Below are 18,071 nucleotides of genomic sequence, written 5' to 3'. Positions count from 1 at the left end.
ATGGCCTCGATCAGCCTGCGTAACGTCAGTCTCGATTATCCCCTCTACGGCGCCTACGACTACTCGCTCAAGCGCCGCCTGCTCGGGCATCTCATCCGCGAGGAAGGCGGGATGCGGATCATCCGCGCCGTCGACAACATCACGATCGAGGCCGAAGCCGGCGCACGCATCGGTCTTGCCGGGCCGAACGGCTCGGGCAAATCGACGCTGCTCCGCCTTATTGCCGGCGTCTATCCGCCCAGCAGCGGCAGCGTCGCAATCAAGGGCAACATCGTGCCCCTGCTCGGTCTCAATGCCGGCGTCAATCTCGACTTCGTGGCGGAGGACAACATCGCGCTCCTGCTGCGCATCTCCGGCCGCAAGCCGACGCGTGCGATCATCGACGAGATCTGGGCCTTTACCGAGCTCGAGGAGCGGATGCAGCGGCTGCCGCTGCGCATGTTCTCCTCGGGCATGCTGATGCGCGTGCTGTTTGCGACCGCGACCGCGTTCCCGGCCGACATCCTGCTGCTCGACGAGTGGCTCAGCGTCGTCGACGAGAATTTCTCGGCCAAGGCGCAGGCCCGGCTGCTCAAGCTGGTCTCGCAGGCCGCGATCGTGATCATTGCCTCCCACGACCAGCCGCTGCTGCGTCGCACCTGCTCCACCATCATCAACCTCGATCACGGACACGTCGCCTCGACGGTCGCCGTCGAGCCGCCCGCCGCACATCCATTCGAGCTCCGCGAGATACGCGCATGAAGAAGAGCATTCTGGTCGTCTCGGAGGCGCTCGGCGAGCCCAACCACAAACGCGGCATCTTCCACTTCTCCCGCGAATTGATCCGCTCGCTCGAGGCCGACGGCCACGAGCTGACCCTGCTCGTCGAGACAACGCGCCGCTACCGCAAGCTGCGGGCTCGCGAACGGCGCACCGGGCTGTTTCCGCGGCAATCGCGCAACATCGAGCTCCTGGCGCTGTACCGTTACCTGGACTCGGTCAACATGAGCGAGCCGATGATGCGCAGCCACGGCGGCCTGCGTCGCCTGCTCGGTTGGATCCGGCACCGGATCGACATGGCGACGTCGTTGGAATACGCCCTCTGTTTCCTGCGGGCGATCGGCCTGCGCGGGATGAGCGCGCGGCTGATCGAGAACAAGAGCGCCGCGCTCGAATACATTCCACCGGATCTGCGTCATCTCGAACTGTTCCGCGACTTCCAGCTCGAAGCCGGCTTCTACAGCTACCAGGACTCCTCGGCCCTCTTCCTGCTGCCGCCACCGCGGATCGATGCTCGCGACTACGACGTCATCCTCGTCGATACGCCGACCCGCGTGGCGATCAAGCGCAAGCCCGGCGCCAAGGTCATCTGCGTCGTCCACGACCTCTTGCCGCTCACCGATCTCAAGCTCAGCGACGTCGCAACGCGCCTGTTCCTGTCGCGCCTGCTGACGAGCCTGCGCCAGGCCGACGAGCTCGCCTTCGTCTCCAACTACAGCATGATGCGGTTCAGGGAGCTGTTGCCGCAATTTGCCCATCTGCCTGCGAGGGTCGTCTACCCCCGCACGCAGTTCGACGCCCCGGATGTCCTGCAACTGCCAGCCCCGACGGGGCGTCCGGGGCGGCCGAGCTTTGTTGTCATCGTCTCCAACGAGCCGCGCAAGAACGTCGCCACCGTGATCCGCGCCTTCCGCGGCATGCCGCAGGCCGACCTCGTCGTGATCGGCTATGCCGGCCGTGCCTCGCAGATGCGCAACCTGCCGCCCAACATCCGCTTCGCCGGCTATGTCGACGAGCATGAGAAGGCGACCCTGATCGCCGAGGCGCACGGCCTGATCATGCCGAGCTTCGCCGAAGGGTTCGGCGTACCGATCATCGAGGCGCTCGCGGCGAACACGCCCGTGCTCTGCTCCGACATCGCGGTGTTCCGCGAGGTTGCGGGCGAGCTTGCCGATTATTTCGATCCGTTCTCCGCCGAGTCGATCCGCGCCTCCGTCACGCGCGTCATCGCGCGACAGGAGGAATGCCGCCGCGACATCAGGGACCGTCGTCGTGAGCTTGCCGAGCGCTTCGGATACGAGACCCAGGCCCGCGATTTCCTCGGCCAGTATCGGCCCGCCGAAAGCATGATGGCCGCGCAATAGGCCACCATAATGAGCGTTGAAGCCGCCGACGCGCGCGGCACGCTTGCGCCCTCGTGCAGCACCGCGAGGCTGATCTGCAGTGCCGACCTGCTTGCCGCGATGATCGCGGCCTCGCTGCCGTGGTCGACCTCATTGCCGTCGATCTTCGTCGGCCTATGGCTGCTCGTCCTCACGCCGACCATCGATTGGCGGGACTATGCGCGATGCCTGAGGCAACCGGCCTTCGCCTTGCCCTTCGCATTTCTGGGCCTTGCTCTCGCAGGCCTGCTCTGGTCGGACGCCGCCTGGGCCGACCGGCTGCACGCGATCAAGCCGGTCGCAAAGCTCATCATCATTCCGCCGCTGCTTTATCACATCCGGCGTTCGGAGCGCGGCGCGTGGGTCTTCGCCGCCTTCCTCGCCTCGTGCGCTCTGCTCGCGATCTTCTCCTGGATCGTGCTGTTCCACCCCGAGTGGAAGCTGACGGCGACCGCATCCGCCGGCGTGCCGGTCAAGAACTACATCGACCAGAGCCAGGAATTCACCCTGTGCGCCTTTGCGCTTGCGCTGCCCACGCTGACGCTCTGGCGTGAACGACGGTTGACGGTAACGCTTGGCTGCCTCGCGCTGATCCTGCTGTTCGTCACCAACATGCTGTTCGTCGCGTCCGCCCGCACTGCGCTGCTCTGCATGCCCGTGTTGCTGGCCTTGTTCGCCTGGCGGCATTTGGGCCGGCACGCCGCCCTGTTGCTGCTGGCCGCCGCCGTCGCGGCGAGCCTCCTCGCCTGGACGACGTCGCCGTACCTGCGTCAGCGGATCACGGACGTTGCCGTCGAATACCAGCATGGACACGAAGATATCAGCCACGCCTCCACCGCACAGCGGCTTACCTATTGGCGCAAGGCGATCGCTTCCTTTGCAGAGGCGCCCCTGCTCGGCCACGGCACCGGCTCGATCAAGCGGCAATTCGAGCGCGCCGCGGTGGGACAGGCCGGCCTCGAGGCCGAGGTGGTCAACAATCCCCACAACCAGACCCTCAACGTCGCCGTGCAATGGGGATTGCTCGGAGTCGTCCTGCTCTATGCGATGTGGCTGGTCCATCTGTCGCTGTTCACAGGAGATAGCCTCGCGGCCTGGATCGGGCTCGTCGTCGTCGTGCAGAACGTGACGAGCTCACTGTTGAACTCGCATCTGTTCGACTTTCACGCAGGCTGGATCTACGTGCTCGGCGTCGGCGTCGCCGGCGGCATGACGCTAAAGGCCGAACGCCGCTGAACAGCGGCGCCACACGACCAGTACGCGCCCATCGATCACGAGCAGCGCGCTGCCGATGACAAGCGCCCCCGCTATCTCGCGCAGCGAGACCGGCTCGTCCAACACGAGCCAGCCAAGAAGAATGGCAGTCACGGGAATGAGCAACGTGACCAGCATGACGTTGGTCGCGCCCGAACGTCGCAGGATCTGGAAGAAGACGATATAGGCAAGCGCCGTCGACAAACCTGCGAGGCCGAGCACCGCAAGCCAAGTCGTTGCACCCGGCATGGGATGTCGCCATGGCTGTTCGATTGCGCCGGCGACGATTGCCATCATCACCGTCGAAGCCATCAATTGAAAGGTTGCCGTCCCGAGCGGAGGCGAGTCTTTCAACAATCGACGTGCCGCCAGCGCCGCGAGGCCGTAGCTGAAGGCACCGCCGAGGCAGAGCAAAATGCCGACCCCCTGCCCCGCCCTCGCCTCGACGCCCCAGCCTCTCAGGATGATCACGCCGACGAGCCCCAAGGCGACGCCGGCCACGCGCCGCATCTGCAACGTCTCTTCGCCCGCAATCGCCATCACGATCACGGTGAACAGCGGCGTCGTTGCATTCAGGATCGACGCCAGCCCGCTCGGAATGAAGGTCTGGCCGACCACGATCAGCGAGAATGGGACAACGTTGTTGAGCAGCCCGATCGCGAAGAACGGTCTCCAACCGGAGGTGCCCCTCGGAAACCCGATCTTGTAGAGTCGCAGCAACGGCAGCAGCACGGCCGCGCCGATCATGACCCGCAGGAATACGAGCGTGAATGGCGGCAGCTCCCGCAGCGCCGCGCCATTGAAGAAGAACGAGCCGCCCCAGAGGATCGAGAGCGCGCAGAGCAGCGACCAGTCTCGGGTGTCGATCCGGTTGTCGTTGGCAATCATCGTGTCTCGCTTTGGCGATCGAACCGACCGCCTACCGCGAAACCACAGCCATTGCCACCCGATTTCCGATTGCGACGAGCGGGCCTATTTCGGCCGCGACACGATCTCGATCATCTTGCCCTCGTCATCATCGGGCATCACGGCCTTTGCGCGCGCATAGGCTTCCACGGCAGCGCGGCCAACGAGCGGCTTGTCGGCAAGCAGGCTTTCGGCGAGCTTGACCGCGTAGTCCGCATCCTTGTGACGCAGCGCGGCCGTGAAGGTCGCGCCGGAGAAATCGCGGGCGACCATGCGCTTGGAATGGCGCTGTACCTGCGGGCTTGCGGCGACGCCCGCCTGGATCGACTCCAGCACGAGCTTCATGTCGAGACCGGCCTGCTCGGCGATCGCAAGACCTTCGGCCAGCCCTGCGATCTGGATCGCGCCCATGAGGTTGTTGATCAGCTTGTAGACCGTGCCCGATCCTACCGCGCCAAAATGGCGGATGGTCGAGCCGATCGGCTCGAGGAACGGCCGGGCGCGCTCGAGATCGGCGCTGTCGGCACCGACCAGCAGCGTCAGCTTTCCCGCCGCTGCCGCGTCGGGCAGGCCAGTCACGGGGCAGTCGATATAGATGAGCCCCCGCCCCTTCAATTCGCGCGCCATCTCGCGCGCGTGATTATACGAGACCGTGGAGCATTCGATCGCGATCGTGCCGGCCTTCGCCGTCTTCGCCGCGCCGTTGAGACCAAGCCATACGCTGCGCGACGCTTCATCGTCGGCGACCATGGTCACCACGGCATCTGCATCGATCGCGGCGTCCTCGGGCGAGGTCGCCCAGCGCGCGCCACGCGCGATCAGGTCTTCCGCCTTGGCCTTGCTGCGATTCCAGACCGACACGGTGAAGCCGGCATCGAGATAACGGCCGGCCATGCCGTGACCCATCCGCCCCAATCCGATGAAGGCGATGCGGGGCATGGCTAGTCGACGTCCTCGATTTCGCCGCTCGTGGTGCCGAAGGCACGCTGGGCGAGCGTTGCAGCCATGAACTCATCGAGATCGCCGCCGAGCACGCCCGAGGTATCGGAGGTCTGCACGCCCGTGCGCAGATCCTTCACCATCTGGTAGGGCTGGAGCACATAGGAACGGATCTGGTGGCCCCAGCCGATATCGGTCTTGGCGGCCTGGTCTGCCGCGGCCTTCTCCTCGCGCTTCTTCAGCTCGATCTCGTAGAGCCGCGCGCGCAGCATGTCCCAGGCCTGGGCGCGGTTCTTGTGCTGGGAGCGGCCGGCCTGGCAGACCACCGCGACACCTGTCGGGATATGCGTCAGCCGCACCGCGGATTCGGTCTTGTTGACGTGCTGGCCGCCGGCACCGCCCGACCGCATGGTGTCTGTGCGGACGTCGGATTCCTTGATGTCGATCTTGATGCTGTCGTCGATGACGGGAAACACCTGCACGCTCGAGAACGAGGTGTGCCGCCGCGCGTTGGAGTCGAACGGCGAGATGCGCACCAGCCGGTGCACGCCGGCCTCGGTCTTGAGCCAGCCATAGGCATTGTGGCCCGAGACCTGGATGGTGGCGGATTTGATGCCGGCCTCTTCGCCCTCGGACTCTTCGAGGTATTCGACCTTGAAGCCATGCGTTTCGGCCCAGCGCGTGTACATGCGCAGCAGCATCTGCGCCCAGTCCTGGCTCTCGGTGCCGCCGGCGCCGGCATGGACTTCGAGATAGGAATCGAAGCGATCGGCCTCGCCCGAGAGCAGGGCCTCGAGCTCGCGCCGTGCGACTTCCTTTTTCAGGTTCTTGAGCGCAGCCTCAGCCTCGGCGACCACGCCCTCATCGCCCTCGGCCTCGCCGAGCTCGATCATGCCGATGTCGTCTTCGAGCTGCTGCTCGACCTTGCCAATACCGGACAGCGCATCCTCCAGCGAGGTGCGCTCCTGCATCAGCTTCTGGGCTTTCTGCGGATCGTTCCAGAGATTGGGATCTTCTGCGAGCTTGTTCAGCTCCGCGAGGCGCGCCGTCGATTTCTCGACGTCAAAGATGCCTCCTCAGCAGCCCGACTGACTGCTTGATCTCTTCTACCAACCGTTCGATTTCGGCGCGCATGTCGTTCTCTGGTCTCGCGGAATTGTCCGCGTACAATTGAAATGGGGATGTAGCGGCGACGGCTGCAAAGCGCAACCGCCCGCCACATCGATCGTTGGCATTATCCGCTAGTAGAGCCCGCCGGTGCCCGGGCGCATGAAGAAGCCGGAGTCCGGCGGAGGCTGCTGCGGCGCCCGGCCATCGGCATCGGCGACGCCAATGACGGCGTAGTTATCCGGCGGCGCCGTACCGGGCTTAAACGCTTCGAGGATGGTTCCCGACGTCTGCCCCGGAGCGGCGCGCATGCCGGATTTGGAGTCGACACGAACCAGCTTGATGCCGGCCGGAACCTTGAACGGGACCGCCGGCTTATCGGCCAGCGCGAGCTTGAAGAAGTCGCGCGCAATCGGCGCCGAGAGATGGCCGCCAGTCGCGGCATTGCCCCTGCCGAGCGGACGCGGCTTGTCATACCCCATATAGATGGCAACCGCGACGTCTGGCGAGAACCCGACGAACCACGCGTCCTTGGCTTCGTTGGTGGTACCGGTCTTGCCGGCGATCGGCTTGCCGACCTCCTTGACCACGGTCGCGGTACCAGCCTGGACGACGCCTTCCATCAGCTCAGTGATCTGATAAGCGGTCATGGCATCCAGCACCTGCTCGCGGCGGTCGATGAGCTGCGGCTCGGCCTGGTTCTTCCATCCGCCGGCCGCATCGCAGCCGCGGCATTCACGCTGGTCGTGCTTGAAGATGGTGTGACCGTAACGGTCCTGGATGCGATCGATCAGCGTCGGCTTCACGCGGCGACCACCATTGGCGATCATGGAATAGGCCGTGACCATCCGCATCGCCGTGGTTTCGCCGGCGCCCAAAGAGTAGGATAGGTAATTGGGCAACTCGTCATAGACGCCGAAGCGCCTGGCATATTCGCCAATCAAGGGCATGCCGATGTCTTGGGCAAGCCGCACCGTCACCGTGTTCCGCGATAGCCGCAGCGCATTGCGCAAGGTCATCGGCCCCATATACTTGCCAGCATCAAAGTTTTCCGGACGCCATACGCCGGAGCCCTGACCCTGATCGATTTCGATCGGAGCGTCGAGCACCACGGTCGACGGAGTATAGCCGTTGTCCAGCGCGGCCGAGTAGACGATCGGCTTGAACGAGGAGCCCGGCTGCCGATAGGCCTGCGTGGCGCGGTTGAACTGGCTCTGATCGAAGGAGAAGCCGCCGACCATTGCAAGCACGCGGCCGGTCCAGGGATCCATCGCCACCATCGCGCCCGACACTTCGGGGATCTGGCGGAGCCGGTACTGACCTTCGACGGGTTGCCCTTCCTTGGTGTAGAGCGGATCGGCATAGATCACGTCGCCCGGCTGGAGCACCTGGGACACGGCGGTCGGCGTCTTGCCTTTCGCGGGGCCCGAGGCGGCCTTCGCCCATCGTACGCCGTCGAGCGTGACGATGCCGGTTTCGCGCTGCTTGCTGACGGAGCCGCCGAGCTCGCGCGCGGGCTGGAAGCCGAGACGCGCCGACTGGTCGCTGGTCTCCAGCACCACGGCCATGCGCCACGGCGAGATGTCCGAGAGCGACTTGATGTCTGCGAGCTTGACGCCCCAGTCGCCGGAAATGTCGAGCTTGCTGATTGCGCCGCGATAGCCCTGTTGCTCGTCATAGTTCACGAGGCCGGTGACCATGGTCTTGCGGGCCATGACCTGGATCTTCGGATCGAGCGTCGTGCGCACCGAGAGACCGCCCTCGTAGAGCTTCTTCTCGCCATAGCGCTCGAAGATGTCGCGGCGAACCTCCTCGGCGAAATATTCGCCGGCGAAGGTGTGGGCGCCGTTGGAGCGGTTGGTGACGACCAGCGGCTCCTTGCGCGCCTTCTCGGCGTCGGCTTGCTTGATCCAGCCGTTTTCCTGGAGGCGGTCGATCACGTAATTGCGGCGCTCGATGGCGCGGTCACGGTTGCGCACCGGATGCAGCGTCGCCGGCATCTTGGGCAGCGCCGCCAGATAGGCCGCTTCCGCGACCGTCAGCTCGTTGACCGACTTGTCGAAATAGACGAGCGAGGCCGCGGCAATGCCGTAAGCGCCGAGGCCAAGATAGATTTCGTTCAGATACAGTTCGAGGATCTTGTCCTTGGAGTAGGTCTTCTCGATCCGCATCGCCAGCAAGGCTTCCTTGATCTTGCGGGCGAACGACACCTCGTTGGTCAGGAGGAAGTTCTTGGCGACCTGCTGGGTGATCGTGGAGGCGCCCTGCGGACGACGGTTGGAGCCGTAGTTCTGCAAGTAGAGCAGTCCGGCGCGCGCCATGCCGGTGTAATCGATGCCGCCATGCTCGTAGAAATTCTTGTCCTCGGCGGCGAGGAAGGCGTTGATCACGAGCTTCGGCACCGCCTGGATCGGCAAGTACAGCCGGCGCTCCTTGGCGTATTCGCCAACCAACGAGCCGTCGACCGCGTGCACGCGGGTCATCACCGGCGGTTCGTAATCCTGAAGCTGAGAGTAGTCCGGCAAGTCCTTGGAGAAATGCCAGATCAGGCCTGCCACGGCCCCGACGCCCACCAGGAAGACCACGGTTCCCGCGGCGAACAGGAAGCCCATGAACCGTATCAGCAAGCGCATTATCTGTTTATCCGTTCAAACCTTGAACAACTATGGCGCCGGCAAGGGGCGCCTTCCTCAAGTCGAGAATTCACCGGCGTACCAGTTACACCACTCAAGAGCTTCGCTGGGCCCGTAGCCCTAACACGCTTGCCGAGGGGGTTGTCGATTCCTGCCCCTCATCCGCAGATTTTATAGAGCGCCCGCTGTGGCCAAACTAGGGCTTTGCGAGGACACCCAAAACTCCCTTTTCATCAATTGGTGGGCCCGGCGGTCGCGAGCCGCTTGGCCAAAAAGGCGTCGATGGCCTGGGCCATCGACGTCACGGTCCGGGAACGCCAGCTCTCGGAGACCAGATGCTCGAGATCCCCCTTATTGGACACGTACCCCAGTTCGACCAGCACTGAGGGCACGTCGGGCGCCTTCAGCACCCGGAAGCCTGCCGACTTCAGGGGATGCTTGTGCATCCGCACCGTCGTCTTCATCTCCCCCATCAAAAGTCGGGCAAAACGGTTTGAAAAGGTACGTGTTTCCCGCTGAGCAAGGTCGATCAGGATGTCCGCGACCTCGGCCGGTTCGTCGGACAGATTGACCCCGCCGATGGCGTCCGCCTTGTTTTCGGCTTCCGCCAGCCGCTCGGCCTGGGCGTCGGAAGCCTTGTCCGACAGCGTGTAGATGGTGGCGCCCTGGGCGTCGCCCTCCGCACGCGGCAGCGCGTCGGCATGGATCGAGACGAACAGCGCGGCATTGATGGAACGAGCGACTTTGACGCGGTCGTTGAGCGGAATGAAGGTGTCGTCATCCCGGGTCATGACGACTCGGTACTTGCCGCTCATCTCCAGTCGGTCGCGCAGCGCGAGCCCAAAGGCCAGCACCAGGTTCTTCTCGGCTTCGCCGCTCGACTGGGTGCCGTTGTCGATGCCGCCATGGCCGGGATCGATCACCACCACGGGCCGCGCATCCGTCGGCGCTGCGGCTTTTTGTTGGGCCGGCTCTGGCGCCGCCGTCGCCGGGGGAGGATCAGTTGTCGCCGGATGCAGAGCGGCCCGGCTTTCCGGCGCCACCGACTGCACGAAAGCAGCGCGATCGACCTCCTCCAGCTCCAGCACCAGCCGGGCCGGCTGGCCGTTGGCGGCCTCGAGCACGTAGGAATTGGCGATCTTGGCGGGGCCGGCGAGGTCGAGCACGATTCGCGAGCCGCCCGGCATCACGAGGCCATAGCGGAACGCCTTGACGAGCCCGCGCCCGGCCGCCCCTGTGCCCGCAGGAAGCTGGAAATTGATCTGGGGAACATCGACCACCACCCGGTACGGGTCCGCCAGGGTGAAAGCCCGGAAGGTAATGGTCTGATCGAGATCGAGAACAAGGCGGGTCTGCTTGATGTCCCCGGCCAGGCGCGCCGCCGAGACAACCGGGAAATTCGACGCCGAAACGGCAGCTTGCGGCTGGCTTTCCGCGGCCGCGACGGGCCTGCAATCAGAGCATGGCAATGCTGCGGCGCACAGCAGCGCACATCCCAGCAAAATCAGATGATTTGCGCGGCTCGCCACCGATTCCGTGCCTCCGAGCAGCTCTTCTAACGCAATAGAACCGGAGGGTTAATCCAATCCTAATGACGCAATGACCAAATCTCGCCAAGTGTGACCGGCGCGCGACGCTCGCCTTACGCTCCCTTGCACCAACGGCGCATTCCTCGTATGTACGAATTGCTGACGGCCAATATTTTCGGTTGCGTCGCTCTCCGCCTCCCGGTGCAGCGCCGGAACTCTCAAGGTTTGAGGATTCCAGCGTTTTCCCCCCTCCTTCACGGCCAGCGCGGCGCGCGGCAGCGAGGTTGGACGGGTCAAAGCTCCGGTGGCGCCGGTCCCAGGTTACCACCATTTCCAGGGACGGGCTTTGACAGGCGGCGTAGCCCGTAACCCGGTTCCTTAATCCCAAGGACCGGCGGTGTTCCCAAGGGGCGAGCGCATTCGCGCCAAACCCTGGCCAGCAGCAACTGATTAAGGGGCGGCGCGCTCGCCGTCCAATGTTTCATACGGGCCGACGCTTGATGCGCCAGACTGTGCCGACCAAAACTGAGAGACAATTCGCGACATTGCGGAGCGAAGCTTCCGCGCGCCGCGTTGTTCTCTCGGCTTCCGGTTCTGCGCGGCACGAGCGAGGGCGTTTCGGCCTTCCCCTCACCCCCGAATCAGGTGGACCGTCGCGTCACCCGGCAGCGCTAATCGCGCCCACGGTGAACCGCGCCCGCCGCCGCCAAGAGTTAAAATATGCCCAACAAGATGTTGATCGATGCCACCCACCCGGAAGAGACCCGGGTCGTCGTGGTCCGCGGCAATCGCGTCGAAGAATTTGATTTCGAGACTGCGCAACGCAAGCAACTGCGCGGCAATATCTACCTCGCCAAGGTCACACGGGTCGAACCGTCCCTCCAGGCCGCCTTTGTCGAATATGGCGGCAACCGCCACGGCTTCCTCGCCTTCAGCGAAATCCATCCCGACTACTATCAGATCCCGGTTGCCGATCGGCAGGCGCTGATCGAGGCCGAGGAGCAGGCTCATCGCGAGGCCGAGGAGGAGAACGAGAATCGTTCCCACAACCGGCGCCGCTCGCGCCACCGCAATGCCCGTCGTCGCGGCCACGGCGAGCGCGTGCAGAGCGACATCGTCGAGGGCCTCGAGGCCGGCGCTGATCCCGCCGCCCAGCCGTTCGAAGGCGAGATACTGCAGCAGCACGCCGAGGGCGCTGCGCATGAGGGCGAGCATCTGCACGCCGAAGCGGAGCATCACGACGCGTTCGAGGCTCATGACCACGATCATGATGAGCTTGGGCACGATGATCATGAGCACGCGCATGACCATGACCACCATCATGATGATGGTGAGCATGAGCATGAGCATGAACACGACCATCACGATCATGCCAACGAGGCCCTCGAGCCCATTGCGGCAGTTGGAGCCGACCCCGCGGTCGCGACCGAGTTTGCCACGGAACCGCAGCAGACCACCGCCTCCGAAGCGCCGGTGCCCGAACTCCATGCCGAGACGCTGGCGGAAGCCGTGACCGCCGCGATCGAACCCGCCGACGCCGTGTACGCCGCCATTGAAACCGCAGAAGTGCCGCATCCCGGCGCTCCCGCCGAGGACGACGCCGACGATGGCGAGGATGGTGAAGAGGCCGAAGAGGAAGTCGTCGAATCGGTCGGCGGCGACGACGTGCTGGAGGAAGTGCCGGAGCGCACCTTCCGCCCGCGCCGCCAGTACAAGATCCAGGAAGTCATCAAGCGCCGCCAGGTGATGCTGGTGCAGGTCGTCAAGGAAGAGCGCGGCAACAAGGGCGCTGCGCTGACGACCTATCTGTCGCTCGCCGGCCGTTATGCCGTACTGATGCCGAACACCGCGCGCGGCGGCGGCATCAGCCGCAAGATCACGTCGGCCCAGGACCGCTCGCGACTGAAGGAAGTGGTGCAGGATCTTGATGTGCCCGAAGGCATGGGCATCATCTTGCGCACGGCCGGTGCCTCCCGCACCAAGCCCGAGATCAAGCGCGACTTCGAATATTTGATCCGGATGTGGGAGACGGTGCGCGACCTGACGCTGAAGTCGCAGGCTCCGACCCTCGTCTACGAGGAAGGCTCGCTGATCAAGCGCTCGCTGCGCGACCTCTACAACAAGGAGATCGACGAGATCCAGGTCGCGGGCGAAAGCGGCTACCGCGAAGCGCGCGACTTCATGAAGATGCTGATGCCGGCCAATGTCGGCGCGGTGAGGCAGTATCGCGACGGCCAGCCGCTGTTCTCGCGCATGGGCGTCGAGAGCCAGCTCGATGCGATGTTCTCGCCGACCGTGCAGTTGCGCTCCGGCGGCTATGTCGTGATCAACCAGACCGAGGCGCTGGTCTCGATCGACGTCAACTCCGGCCGCTCGACGCGCGAGCACCATATCGAGGACACCGCGCTCAAGACCAATCTGGAAGCGGCCGAAGAGGTAGCGCGCCAGCTCCGCCTGCGTGACCTCGCCGGCCTGATCGTCATCGACTTCATCGACATGGACGAAAAGCGCAACAACCGCGCGGTCGAGCGCAAGCTGTCCGATTGCCTCCGGCAGGACCGCGCGCGCATCCAGGTCGGCCGCATCTCGCATTTCGGCCTGTTGGAGATGTCGCGCCAGCGCATCCGCGCCAGCGTGCTCGAGAGCTCGACCGATCCGTGCCCGCATTGCGGCGGCACCGGTCACGTCCGCTCGGTCTCCTCGGTCGCGCTCCAGCTGCTGCGCGGGCTGGAAGAGATTTTGATGAAGGGCGCGACCCATAATCTGGTGGTCCGCACCCGCACCGACGTCGCCCTCTATGTGCTGAACCACAAGCGCGGCCATCTGCGCGACCTCGAGAACAGCTTCAAGGTCACGCTGTCGGTCATCGCCGATCCGTCCGTCAGTGGGCCGCAGGCCTATATGATCGACCGCGGCGAGCAGGTGCATACGCTGGAAGCCGCCAAGGCGCTGCTCGCAGCGCAGGCCGCGGCAAGCCCGCCGCCAGTGGTTGAAGAAGCCTATGACGATGAGGACGGCTTCGATCTCGAGACCGAATCCGAGGTCGAGACGGACGAGACCGAGGGTCTCGCTGAGGAACAGGCCGCAGGTGATGCTGCGCCCGAGCAGGACGGCCAGCGCCGCAGGCGCCGTCGGCGTCGTCGCGGCCGTGGCGGCCAGCGCGAGGGCGAGATTCGCGAGGACACCGCGCCGACCGCTCCCGAGCCGGCCCTGGCTGCAGGCGAGTCCGACGAGGAATCCTATGTCGAGCAGGAAGGCGAAGAAACCGATGAGCAGCTCGACCAGGCCCGCGGTGAGCAGGGTGGCGGCGAGCGCCGTCGCCGGCGTGGACGTCGCGGCGGTCGCCGCCGGCGTGGCGGAGGTGAGGAAGGTCTCTCCGGTTCGATCAGCGACGAGCTGAACGCCAATCCGCCGCCTGAAGCGACGGAGGCGATCGCCGATTTCGACGCCTTCACGCCCGACGCGTCGCCGTCGATCGCGCAGACCGAAGCAATCGTTCGACCATCGGCACTGCAGCCTGAGGAGCTGGCCGACGCAGCACCTGCTCCGGCTCAATCCGAGGCAGCCAACACCGCCGATGAGTCCGCCTCCGACAACGACAAGGCCGCGCGGCGTCGTTCGACCGTGCGTGAAAAGGTGAGCTTCTTCAGCAGCCAGCCCGAGCCGGATGCCGAGGTCGCGCAAGCGCCCACCGAGGTTACGCCCCCCGCTCCCGCTCCCGCAGACGAGCCTGCGCCGGAGGCCGTAGTCGAAACACCGGCGCAGCAGCCGCGTCGCGCCGGCTGGTGGTCCCGCCGTTTCGGGGGCGGCGAATAAGCCGAGCGCTCGACAACAAAAACGCCCGGCTTGGCCGGGCGTTTTTCGTTTGGGTCAACGGTAGCTACGACGAGGGCAGTTCGTCGTCGAGCGGTGCCACGTCGCGGGAGGCGATCTGGCGAAGCTGGTCGTAGAGGTCAGGCGCTTCGCTGGTACAGAGACACACGCCCTTGGCGGCAGTGGTATCGCCGGCGTTGAGGTAGGCGTGGCCCATGGTGCTATCGAGATAGATGCCGTCCCCCTCGTGCAGGATCTCCGGTGCATAGAACTCGGTGTGGACGGCGACGCGGCCGCTCGTCACAAGAAAATACTCCTCGCCGGCATGGCGCAGCAGCGGGCCGAACTCCTCCAGCGAGCGTGCGCGGACCGCGGCCAGGATCGGCACCATGCGTTTGCCGATCAGGTCGGTGCATTGATAGGTGTAGGTATAGAACTTCGTTGTGATCACCTGCCCCTGCCCGGCCCGGCTGATACTGCGCCGGGCGGTGACCGGCCGGTCGTGCTCGGGGCGCACGGGGGTCGCCGGGTTGAACAGCTCGGCGATTTCCATCTTCAAGCCTGAGGTGAGCTGCAACAGCTTGTCGTAGGTTAGCGACATCAGGCCGTTCTCGACTTTGGACAAGGTCGAGAGCGCCATGCCCGTTCGCTCCGCCACCTGCTTGAGCGTCAGGCCTCGTGCCTGGCGGGCGGCCTTGAGGCATTGGCCGAGCTGGGAATTGGCACCTTCGGGCGTCGTGATCTCGCTCATGCAGCAAGCCTAGCACGGCAGTGGAAAAATTGTTGGCCGATCCGCCTAAACTTTTAGGCTCGGTTGAAGTTCAAGAAAGTTCCATTTGGTCGTCTGAAAGGCAGTTTTGCCAGCATTTGCGCGCGGAACAGCCCGTCCTGACGAAAATTGGTGCGCCGACCACACTTTCCGATATGCTAAATCGTTTTCACATTTTGAAAGGGATTGGCATTGTCCGGACTTTGCGATTCCAGCGCCGTCGAGCTGCGCCGCCTGCTGGCTGCGCGGGCTATCTCGCCTGTCGAGCTGCTCGACGCCTGCCTGTCGCGGATCGCCACAACCAATCCCGCCGTGAACGCCACCGTGACGTTGGATGAGCCCGGTGCGCGCGCGGCGGCCAAGGAAGCCGAGGCGGCCATCCTGCGCGGCGAGGATCGTGGTGCCCTGCATGGCCTCCCGGTTCTCATCAAGGATACCCAGGACACCGCCGGGCTACGCACGACCTATGGCAGCCCACTGTTCAGGGATCACATTCCAGCGGCGGACCAGGCTTCAGTTGCGCGGCTGCGCGCGGCCGGTGCGATCATCTTCGGCAAGACCAACACGCCGGAATGGGCTGCGGGCGGCAACACGCGCAATCCGGTGTTCGGCGCGACCGGCAATCCCTTCGATCCCATGCGATCGGCGGCCGGCTCGTCTGGCGGCTCGGCGGTGGCGCTCGCCTGCGGCATGGCCCCGCTTGCCTCGGGCTCCGACACCGGAGGCTCCCTGCGCAATCCGGCGGGCTTTGCCGGCATCGTCGGCATGCGCCCCTCCTACGGCCTCGTGGCGAGCGAAAGGCGCGCCTTCGGCTGGTCGAACCTGTCGACCGACGGCCCGATGGCGCGCAACGTCGCCGACACCGCGCTGATGCTGTCGGTGATGGCGAGCGACGATGCGCGTGATCCGCTCGCCTACACCCTGCCCGGCGAACCATTGCGCGGACGCGCCGAACGCTGGACACCTGCGCACCCCGCCGAGCTCGGCAAGCTGCGCGTCGCCTTTACCGAAGACTTTGGCTTCGCCCCGACCGAGCAGGCGATCCGCCGCGTGTTCCGCCACCGCGTCGGCAAGCTTGCGCCGCTGTTCGCCGATTGCCGCGAGGCGACGCCGGATTGCTCCGGCGCTGACGACGCCTTCGCAGTGCTGCGCGCAGGCCTGTTCCTCGCGATGCATGGCAAGAACTACAGGGAGCGTCCAGAGATGCTTGGCCCCAATGTGCGGGCCAATGTCGAGGAAGGCCTGAGCTACACGCTCGAAGACTACGCGCGCGCGGCGACGACGCAGACGCGGATCTATCACGCCTATCAAAGCTTCTTCGAAAGTTGCGATGTGCTGATCAGTCCGACCATCACGCTGAGCCCGCGGCCCTGGTCAGAGCTCTATCCGGCGGAGATCGACGGTGCGCCCACCAAGTCCTACTTCCACTGGCTCGCGCTCGCGTATGCCGTGACGCTTCCAGGCCATCCCGCGCTCAGCCTGCCCCTCGGTGTCGATGAAGCGGGCATGCCCTTCGGCCTGCAGATCGTGGGCCCGCGCGGCGGTGACGCCATCGTCCTCTCGGTTGCTGCAGGCATCGAGGCCGCGTTTGCGAGCGACCCGCAGCTCTGCCGCCCGATCCCCGATCTGGCGCAGCTCGCCGCCTCGGCGCCGCTCTCGGCCGCGCCAGGCTTCCTCACCTGGGAATGACCCCACAGCAGAGTTAACAGCGCCACCGGATCGCCGGCGAAGCGGAGAAGAGCATGACTGAATTGTCGCAGCGAAAAACCGGGGTCGTCGCGTTCGTCCTGCTCTACATCGCCTACTGCATCTCCTACATCGATCGCGCAGCGATCTCGCTGGCGCTGGCGCAAATCGGCAAGGACTTCAATCTCCAGGCCGCCGATCTCGGCATCGTCATCAGCGCGTTCTTCCTCGGCTATGCCGCGATGCAGGTGCCGGGCGGATGGCTCTCCGACCGCTTCGGATCGAAATATGTAGTGATCGTCACGATCGTGATGTGGTCGCTGTTCACGGCCTTCACGAGCCTTGCCTGGTCGCTGACATCGCTGATCGCGATCCGCTTCGTCTTCGGCATCGCCGAGGGCGGTTTCCCGCCGGCGAGCATCCGCGCCATTGCGGAGCTCTTCAAGAAGGACAGCCGGCCGAAAATGTCGGCGCTGCTGCTGTCGTCGAACTATGCCGGCAGCATGCTCGCGCCGCTGATCATGGCGCCGCTGATCCTCTGGCTCGGCTGGCGCCACGCCTTCAACACGATCGGCATCGCCGGCCTCGTGTTCGCACTTGTTTATTTCCTCTTCGTCCCGCATCTGGGACGCTTGGGCGCGGCCCAGGCGAGCACGGCGACGGCAAAGACCGCGGACCGCGCGCCGATGCGCGAGTTGATGAAGAACCCGCTGATCTGGCAGTTGATGGTGGTGTGGTTCGGCCTCAGCTGCGTCAACAAGGGCCTGGATTCCTGGATGCCACTCTATTTGCTCCAGCAGCGCGGACTCGATCTCAAGACCGTCGGCATCGTGGCGCCGATCCCGTTCGTGATGGCGACGATCGCGACCGCGATCGGCGGCTGGGTAATGACGACGTTCTTCGCCGAGCGCGAAAAATGGCTCCTGATCGGCAGCTCCGCGTTGACCGGCATCTTCCTCTACGCCATGTACAGGGCGGAAACGATCGCGCTGCTGATCACCTACCAGTCGCTGGTCTATTTCTTCAAATCCTTCGTGCTGGCCTCGGTGGTTGCGCTTCCGACAAAGCTGCTTCGCGACGACCAGATCGGATCGGGCGTCGGCATGGTCAATCTTGGCGGCCAGAGCGCAGGTTTCGTGGCGCCGGCGGCGATTGGCTTCATCGTGACCGGAACCGGATCGTTCGATGCGGCCTTCGGCTTCCTGGTGGCGATGACCGCGATGTCGGTCGTCGTCGCCGCGACCATCAACACGGCGCAGCCCAAGCTCGCGCCGCGGCCGGCCTGAAGGGAAAC

General features: G+C 64.9%; 12 protein-coding genes. 6 read left to right on the top strand and 6 right to left on the bottom strand.

Annotation, left to right across the window (positions count from 1 at the left end; translation table 11 throughout):
• Genes Q3C01_RS08070 through Q3C01_RS08060 form a run of 3 tightly spaced genes read left to right on the top strand, consistent with a single transcriptional unit; the run spans position 1 to position 3,377 of the window.
• Positions 1-741 (top strand): ABC transporter ATP-binding protein, encoded by a 741-nt coding sequence (locus tag Q3C01_RS08070; RefSeq protein WP_458144787.1) that lies wholly within the window; start codon positions 1-3, stop codon positions 739-741.
• Positions 738-2,123 (top strand): glycosyltransferase family 4 protein, encoded by a 1,386-nt coding sequence (locus tag Q3C01_RS08065; protein ID WP_458144786.1) that lies wholly within the window; start codon positions 738-740, stop codon positions 2,121-2,123. The genes Q3C01_RS08070 and Q3C01_RS08065 overlap by 4 nt, the downstream gene beginning before the upstream one ends.
• A gap of 9 nt (positions 2,124-2,132) precedes the next feature.
• Positions 2,133-3,377: an O-antigen ligase family protein gene (locus tag Q3C01_RS08060; RefSeq protein WP_458144785.1), complete on the top strand. Its 1,245-nt coding sequence runs from the start codon at positions 2,133-2,135 to the stop codon at positions 3,375-3,377.
• On the opposite strand, the gene Q3C01_RS08055 is transcribed toward Q3C01_RS08060, so the two are convergent.
• From Q3C01_RS08055 to Q3C01_RS08035, 5 genes are all read right to left on the bottom strand, one after another.
• On the bottom strand, positions 3,357-4,283 hold the full coding sequence (locus Q3C01_RS08055) for a DMT family transporter (RefSeq protein WP_458144784.1): 927 nt from the start codon (positions 4,281-4,283) through the stop codon (positions 3,357-3,359). The genes Q3C01_RS08060 and Q3C01_RS08055 overlap by 21 nt on opposite strands.
• A gap of 84 nt (positions 4,284-4,367) precedes the next feature.
• The gene (locus Q3C01_RS08050) at positions 4,368-5,240 is read right to left on the bottom strand and encodes an NAD(P)-dependent oxidoreductase (protein ID WP_458144783.1); all 873 of its coding nucleotides are present in this window, start codon (positions 5,238-5,240) and stop codon (positions 4,368-4,370) included.
• A 2-nt stretch (positions 5,241-5,242) separates the two neighbouring features.
• Positions 5,243-6,374 (bottom strand): peptide chain release factor 2 gene (gene prfB, locus Q3C01_RS08045; protein ID WP_458144782.1). Its coding sequence is split into 2 segments (ribosomal slippage): positions 5,243-6,304 and positions 6,306-6,374, totalling 1,131 coding nucleotides; the frame shifts between segments, so codons are not numbered across the junction.
• Between the two features lie 107 nt (positions 6,375-6,481).
• Positions 6,482-8,980: a penicillin-binding protein 1A gene (locus Q3C01_RS08040; protein ID WP_458144781.1), complete on the bottom strand. Its 2,499-nt coding sequence runs from the start codon at positions 8,978-8,980 to the stop codon at positions 6,482-6,484.
• A gap of 233 nt (positions 8,981-9,213) precedes the next feature.
• A complete protein-coding gene (locus Q3C01_RS08035) occupies positions 9,214-10,509 on the bottom strand; it encodes an N-acetylmuramoyl-L-alanine amidase (protein WP_458144780.1) in 1,296 nt (431 codons plus the stop codon).
• A gap of 720 nt (positions 10,510-11,229) precedes the next feature.
• On the opposite strand from Q3C01_RS08035, the gene Q3C01_RS08030 reads away from it, so the two are divergent.
• The gene (locus Q3C01_RS08030; RefSeq protein WP_458144779.1) at positions 11,230-14,325 is read left to right on the top strand and encodes an Rne/Rng family ribonuclease; all 3,096 of its coding nucleotides are present in this window, start codon (positions 11,230-11,232) and stop codon (positions 14,323-14,325) included.
• Positions 14,326-14,389: 64 nt separating this feature from the next.
• Here the strand turns inward: Q3C01_RS08030 and Q3C01_RS08025 are convergent, their stop codons facing one another.
• Positions 14,390-15,073 carry a helix-turn-helix domain-containing protein gene (locus tag Q3C01_RS08025; RefSeq protein WP_458144778.1) on the bottom strand — a complete coding sequence of 228 codons (684 nt, stop codon included), beginning with the start codon at positions 15,071-15,073 and terminating at the stop codon, positions 14,390-14,392.
• A 210-nt stretch (positions 15,074-15,283) separates the two neighbouring features.
• On the opposite strand from Q3C01_RS08025, the gene Q3C01_RS08020 reads away from it, so the two are divergent.
• Together Q3C01_RS08020 and Q3C01_RS08015 are read left to right on the top strand one after the other, a co-directional pair.
• Positions 15,284-16,780 (top strand): amidase, encoded by a 1,497-nt coding sequence (locus tag Q3C01_RS08020; RefSeq protein ID WP_458144777.1) that lies wholly within the window; start codon positions 15,284-15,286, stop codon positions 16,778-16,780.
• Positions 16,781-16,833: 53 nt separating this feature from the next.
• The gene (locus Q3C01_RS08015) at positions 16,834-18,063 is read left to right on the top strand and encodes an MFS transporter (protein ID WP_458144776.1); all 1,230 of its coding nucleotides are present in this window, start codon (positions 16,834-16,836) and stop codon (positions 18,061-18,063) included.
• Positions 18,064-18,071 lie beyond the last annotated feature (8 nt).

The sequence above is a fragment of the Bradyrhizobium sp. UFLA05-109 genome, assembly GCF_054185165.1.
Note: the sequence above shows the minus strand (reverse complement) of the source record. Positions and strands in the feature narration are given on the sequence as shown.